The sequence below is a fragment of the Pseudomonas sp. NPDC098747 genome (assembly GCF_044760045.1).
GTDB lineage: Bacteria > Pseudomonadota > Gammaproteobacteria > Pseudomonadales > Pseudomonadaceae > Aquipseudomonas.
In genome coordinates, this window is sequence record NZ_JBIWAL010000096.1 from 3,783 (window position 1) to 10,073 (window position 6,291).

Annotated in this window: 4 protein-coding genes and 2 tRNA genes; 4 read left to right on the forward strand and 2 right to left on the reverse strand. The window is 58.7% G+C overall.

From position 1 onward, the window contains the following. The first annotated feature begins 365 nt into the window (after positions 1–365). The 4 genes from ACIQVE_RS28430 (at position 366) to ACIQVE_RS28445 (ending at position 3,513) form a co-directional block, all read left to right on the forward strand. A tRNA-Leu gene (locus ACIQVE_RS28430) sits at positions 366–452 on the forward strand. Positions 453–633: 181 nt separating this feature from the next. Continuing rightward, a tRNA-Leu gene (locus tag ACIQVE_RS28435) sits at positions 634–720 on the forward strand. Positions 721–937: 217 nt separating this feature from the next. After that, positions 938–1,948, forward strand: coding sequence for an extracellular solute-binding protein (locus ACIQVE_RS28440; protein WP_402815089.1), 1,011 nt, complete (start codon positions 938–940; stop codon positions 1,946–1,948). Continuing rightward, positions 1,948–3,513 carry an ABC transporter permease gene (locus ACIQVE_RS28445; protein WP_402815092.1) on the forward strand — a complete coding sequence of 522 codons (1,566 nt, stop codon included), beginning with the start codon at positions 1,948–1,950 and terminating at the stop codon, positions 3,511–3,513. Before ACIQVE_RS28440 ends, ACIQVE_RS28445 begins: the two co-directional genes overlap by 1 nt. A gap of 116 nt (positions 3,514–3,629) precedes the next feature. Here the strand turns inward: ACIQVE_RS28445 and ACIQVE_RS28450 are convergent, their stop codons facing one another. Both ACIQVE_RS28450 and ACIQVE_RS28455 read right to left on the reverse strand, forming a co-directional pair. Beyond that, the gene (locus ACIQVE_RS28450) at positions 3,630–5,564 is read right to left on the reverse strand and encodes a methyl-accepting chemotaxis protein (RefSeq protein ID WP_402815095.1); all 1,935 of its coding nucleotides are present in this window, start codon (positions 5,562–5,564) and stop codon (positions 3,630–3,632) included. 139 nt (positions 5,565–5,703) lie between these two features. Next, the coding region (locus tag ACIQVE_RS28455) for an adenylosuccinate synthetase (RefSeq protein WP_402815098.1) at positions 5,704–6,291 on the reverse strand (588 nt) is incomplete at its 5' end.

The following is a 6,291-nucleotide window of genomic DNA, read 5'->3' on the forward strand; positions in this document are numbered from 1 at the left end:
AATTATACCACATACTAGATGCAAAATCGAGAAACCCGATCAGAAATGTGCTGAAGGATAAGTTATCGGCTGGGAATAGGGTTATCATATTTTTCCGCTTCACGAGCGGCCTCGGGATCGAGGGACTGCCAATCGGCCATTAGAGAGTTTTCACCTTGTCTATATGCGGGTTAGTTTGGCATAGGCGCCATCAAACGGGAAATTTCAGACTATAAAGGCCCATCTAAAGCACTGTATCGCCGTTTTAAAGTAGTTTTGAACACCGCTGGTAAAAAAAATCAATTTTTTTGTCGACGGGGGTTTACAGTTAAAAAGACGCTCCGTATAGTGCGCGCCATCGACGACGCACTAGCGTTGCCGATATTGCCCAGATGGTGAAATTGGTAGACACGCCAGCTTCAGGTGCTGGTGACCGCAAGGTCGTGGAAGTTCGAGTCTTCTTCTGGGCACCAATTTCGAGTTTGAGACTAGATCAGTTTCAAGACTCACACAAAAACCCGCGAAAGCGGGTTTTTTGCATTCTAAGGAAAGGATTTGTTAAAACCGATTTATTAAAATTAAATCAGGGGTTTACAGATCAAAATGCGCTCCGTATAGTGCGCCACATCAACAGCGGCAACGCTTGCGATGATTGCCCAGATGGTGAAATTGGTAGACACGCCAGCTTCAGGTGCTGGTGACCGCAAGGTCGTGGAAGTTCGAGTCTTCTTCTGGGCACCAATTCAAATTCAAGGTTACGACCTTGGATTTCTCAAAAACCCGCGAAAGCGGGTTTTTGCGTTTCCGGGGTTTGAAAAATCAAGCTCCCCCTCGCCACAATTGACCAAAACGCCCCACGCCTAGCAAACCACTGCCAGTCTCGCAAGGCGCATTTGAGAAACAATATCGTTTATCATTGTTGCAAGATTTTGCAATGCGACAGTGAGGAACCCAGCGAATGACGTTTCGAAATACCCTGCGCCGAGGCTTGACCTGCACCCTTCTCGGCCTGGCGCTCGCCACTCCCCTCACCCAGGCTGCCGATGCGGTTTCCCTGACTCTCTACAACGGCCAGCACAAGGAAGTCGGCGATGCGATCGCCAAAGCCTTCGAAGCCACGACCGGCATTCACGTCAATGTCCGCAAAGGCAGCAGCAATCAGCTCGCCAGCCAAATTGTCGAAGAAGGCGACCGCTCCCCCGCAGACGTGATCTATACCGAAGAATCCCCGCCACTGAACAAACTTGGCGAACAAGGCCTGCTGGCCAAGGCCGATGACGCCACGCTGGCCGTGCTGCCGGAAAAATACGTCGCGAGTAACGGCACCTGGATCGGCGTGACCGCCCGTGTCCGAGTGGTCGCCTACAACCCGAAACTGATCGATGAAAAAGACCTGCCGAAATCGGTGATGGAATTCTCCGATCCACAATGGCAAGGCAAGGTCGGCTTCGTGCCAACCAGCGGCGCGTTCCAGGAACAGGCCGTTGCCATTATCAAGATGCACGGTCGCGACGCCGCCGAAGAATGGCTGACCGGTCTGCGCGCATTCGGCAAGACCTACAGCAACAACATGGTCGCGCTCAAAGCGGTGGAAAACGGCGAAGTCGCCACCGTACTGGTGAACAATTACTACTGGTTCGCCTTGCAACGCGAGAAAGGCAAACTGGATTCGAAACTGCATTACTTCACCGGCGGCGACGTCGGTGGCTTGATCACCGTCTCCAGTGCCGCCGTGCTGAAATCCAGTAAACACCCAAAAGAAGCCCAGCAATTCCTCGCTTACATGGCCAGCGAAGAAGGTCAGCGCGTGATCACTCAGACCACCGCCGAATACCCGCTGCATAAAGGCATGGAATCGGATCGTGGCCTCAAACCGTTCAGCGAACTGGAAGCGCCAGCCGTAACTCCGGCGGATCTGGGTAATGCCGAAGAAGCGCTGGAACTGGAACGTGAAGTTGGCTTGAACTGATGACAGCATCGTTATCCGCCCCCGCCGCGCGCGGGGGTTACGTGCCACGACGCAAGCGGCCGTCGATCTGGCTGGTGCTGCCAGTATTGCTGCTGGTGGTACTGAGCCTGCTGCCGCTGGTATATGTCGGGCTGAAAACCTGGCAGGCCGGCTGGGCCGAGGCGCTGCACTTGTTGTGGCGCCCTTACGTTTTCGGCCTGCTGCGCAACACCCTGGCATTGATGGTCGGCGTGACCGTCACCTGCGGCGTGATCGGCCTGTCGCTGGCCTGGCTGCTGGAACGCAGTAATTTGCCGGGGCGGCGTCTGTGGGGCGTGATTTTATGTCTGCCGTTCGCGGTGCCAGCGTTTGTCAGCAGCTTCACCTGGGTGTCGTTGAGCGCGCAGTTCGAAGGCCTTGGCGGGGCAATTCTGGTGATGAGCCTGTCAAAGTACCCGCTGATCTTCCTGCCTGTCGCAGCGACCCTGCGCAACCTCGATCCATCCCTTGAAGAATCCGCCCGCACCTTGGGCCAGAATCGTTGGGGCGTGTTTTTCCGCGTCACCCTCCCCCTGCTCTGGCCGTCGCTGCTGGCCGGTTCGCTGCTGATTGCGTTGCACATGCTGGTGGAGTTCGGCGCGCTGTCGATCATTGGCCTGCAAACCTTCACCACGGCGATCTATCAGCAATTCGAACTGGAGTTCAGCAACGCCAATGCAGCGATGCTTTCTGCGGTATTGCTAGCGCTGTGCCTGGTGCTGCTGTGGCTGGAACTGCGCGTGCGCGGCAAGGGCCGACACGTACGCACCGGTCAAGGCGCGGCGCGTCAGGCCGAGCAAGTCAGGCTCGGATCCTGGGCCGCTGTTGGTCAGGTGTATTGCCTGACGCTGGCGATTGTCGGCAGCGGGATTCCACTGGGCATGTTGGCGTATTGGCTGGCCGTCGGGTCATCGGCGGCATTCCCGGTCGCGGCAATTACCGAAGCGCTGCTGTCGTCGCTGGCGTTGTCACTGGGTGGCGCAGCGCTGTGCCTGCTGTTGGCGGTACCGGTCGGATTGCTGGTGGTGCGTTACAAAGGTCAACTGGCGATCTGGGCCGAGCGCCTGCCCTACCTGCTACATGCGCTGCCAGGACTGGTGATTGCGCTGACGCTGGTGTATTTCGCCCTGCATTACGTGCCGGCGCTGTACCAGACATCCGGTTTGCTGCTGATCGCTTATGCGCTGCTGTTTCTGCCGCTGGCTCAGGCACCGATTCGCACTGCACTGAACAAGGCTGCGCCGCAACTGGAAGAAGCGGCGCGCACGCTGGGCGCATCGTCGTTCACGGCATTTTGTCGGGTCACGCTGCCGATCATTTTCCCGGCATTGGGCGCAGCGTTTGCGCTGGTATTTCTGGATGCGATGAAGGAGCTGACGGCGACCTTGCTGCTGAGTCCGACCGGGCTCAATACGTTGGCGACCGAAGTCTGGGCGCATACCGCGAATGTCGAGTTTGCGGCGGCGGCGCCTTATGCGGCGCTGTTGATATTGGTCTCGGGATTGCCCGTCTATCTGCTGACGACGCGGATGTATTTGAGCCGCTGACGCAGCTTTCGCGAGCAAGCTCGCTCCCACAATGATTGTTGGTGAACACAAACCCTGCGTACACCTCGAAACCTGTGGGAGCGAGCTTGCTCGCGAAGGGGCAGACCCTGACACCATTAAGCCCGGAACTGCCCCAAGCTTGCTTTAAGTTGCGCAGCCAAGCCATCCAGCACCTTGCCACTGGCCGTGGTTTCCACCACCGCCTGCGCCGCTTTCTCTGCCTGCACATGAATCGTTTCGACGCGCCCACGTACCGCTTGCGCCCCCGCAGCCTGATGCGCCGCCGCCTGCGTGGCCAGTCCGATCGCCGCGTGCACCTGCTCGACCGAAGCCTGCACCGACTGCTGCAACCGTGCGCTGTCACGCAGCACCAGCAAACCTTCATTGGCTTGACGTCCGGCCTGCCCGATTGCCTCGACCGCCTCACGCGCGCCCTGCTGCAACGCGACGATGTGCGCCTGAATGTCGCCAGTGGAGCTTTGTGTCTTGCTCGCCAGCGCCCGAACCTCGTCCGCAACCACGGCAAAACCACGCCCGGTTTCGCCAGCCCGCGCCGCTTCGATTGCAGCGTTCAATGCCAGCAGGTTGGTCTGCTCGGCGATGCCGTGAATGACCGTCAGCACCACTTCAATCTGCTCACTCTGCTGCGCCAGTCGCTCGATGACTTTCGCACCAGTATCGACCTGCCCGGCCAGCGCCTCGATCAGACTGCCGACCTTGGCCGACGTGCGAGTGTTCTCATCGGTGGCCTGACGAATATCAACCACCTGCTTCAACGCTGCCTGCATCGCATGACTTTCCGATTGCGCCTCGTCAGCCATTTGCGAAAGCGCCCGCAGACTTTCCGCGACTTCGTCACGTTGCATCCCCGCTGCAGCATCAGCACCAGCATTGCGCAGGGTCATCGCGCCAATCTCCACGCCAGTGCGCTGGGCCACATCACCCGCCTCACGCACGATCGGCTGCAACTTGTCGACAAAGCGGTTGACCGCTGCAGCCATGTCACCGATTTCGTCTTTGCTGTTGATCTGTACGCGCTTGGTCAGGTCGCCCTCGCCCGCCGCAAGATCGTCCATCGCTGCGTTAAGCATCTTCAAGCGGTTGACCACGCGATGGCCGAGCACCACGGCCAGCAACAGCAGCACGCCGCAGCCGACTAGCGCGAGGCCCATGCCGATGCGCCAACGCAAGGTCGCGGCAGCGTCCTGCACAGTGCTCGCCGTGTTGGATTTCATTTCGGTGGCGGTGGACTGTGCCGATTGCAGACGCGCGCGCATCGCTGTGGCGCTATCGGCTGCGGCGCCTTTGAGGCTGTCGCCGACCAGTTGATCGCTGCTGGCGATCAATGCCGAGAAGCGCTTGTCGAGCGCGGCCAGATCGGTCTCTACCGAGGCCGTGGAGACGCCCATCAGTACCTTGCCGATTTCCACGCCGTTAGGGTTGATCGACGCTTCGAGGTAATAGACCGACGGATCGTTCTTTGCCGCATCCAGCACTTTATCCAAGGCACGTTCACCCTGGCCCTTTTCCAGCAAGGCCTTGTTGATCGGGTTTTCGCGATTGAGGTAACGGGTCAAGTGCTGACCGGTAGCGTCGTCGTAGACCACGAACAACACATTGGGATTGCGCTGGGCACGCCGGGCAAACTCGGAAAGGGTCGGCACGTCGCTGTCCCACATGGCGCGGGGTGCAACCGAGGCCAGCAACTGAGCCATGTCATTGGCCGAATCCTTCAGATCCTTTTCCAGCGTCGCACGCAGTTGCGCCTGTTCGTCCTTCAGGCGCGAAGACAAACCGGCGGTTAGTCGCTGACGGGTGCTGGCGGACAAGGCATCCAGACTTGAGGTGACTTCACGCCCGGCCTGCTCCAGTTCACCGGAGAGTTTCTGGCTGTCAGCACCGAGGCGCACCGCCAGATCAGCTTCCAGCGCCGTGACAGTGCTCCGCGTCAGAGCAACAGCTACCAGCACTTGCACCAAAAGGGCGATACCAAGGGTAACGAACACGGGCCGCAACAAACGGCTTTGTAACAGTGAGAGAACGGCTGACACTATGAATCCCTCTACTTCTGACGCCATTAAATTGATGGCGCTCTTGTAGGAAGATTCACAGCAAAGGTCATGCCGTCCTACAGGCATAAACGACAAAGGCCCCGATTAAGGGGCCTTTGTTTTTTACATCAACGACTTATCAAGCAAACGGATGACGCAGAACGATGGTTTCGTTGCGGTCCGGGCCCGTCGAAATAATGTCGATCGGCGCGCCGATCAACTCTTCAACGCGCTTGATGTAGGCACGAGCGTTAGCTGGCAGCTCTTCCAGGGTTTTGGCACCCACGGTCGATTCGGTCCAGCCCGACACTTCTTCGTACACAGGCACAAGGCCCACGTAGCTGTCAGCGTCAGTTGGGGCAACGTCCTTGCCTTCGGCATCTTTGTAGCCGACGCAGATGTTGATGGTTTGCAGGCCGTCGAGTACGTCCAGCTTGGTCAGGCAGATGCCCGAGATGCTGTTCACATCGATAGCGCGACGCAGGATAACGGCGTCGAACCAGCCGCAACGACGGGCACGGCCGGTGGTAGCACCGAACTCGTGACCTTGTTTGGCCAGGTGCGCACCCACGTCGTCAAACAGCTCAGTCGGGAACGGGCCCGAACCTACGCGAGTGGTGTAAGCCTTGGTGATGCCCAGGATGTAGTCCAGGAACATCGGGCCAACGCCCGAACCGGTCGCCACGCCACCCGCGGTGGTGTTGGAGCTGGTCACGTACGGATAGGT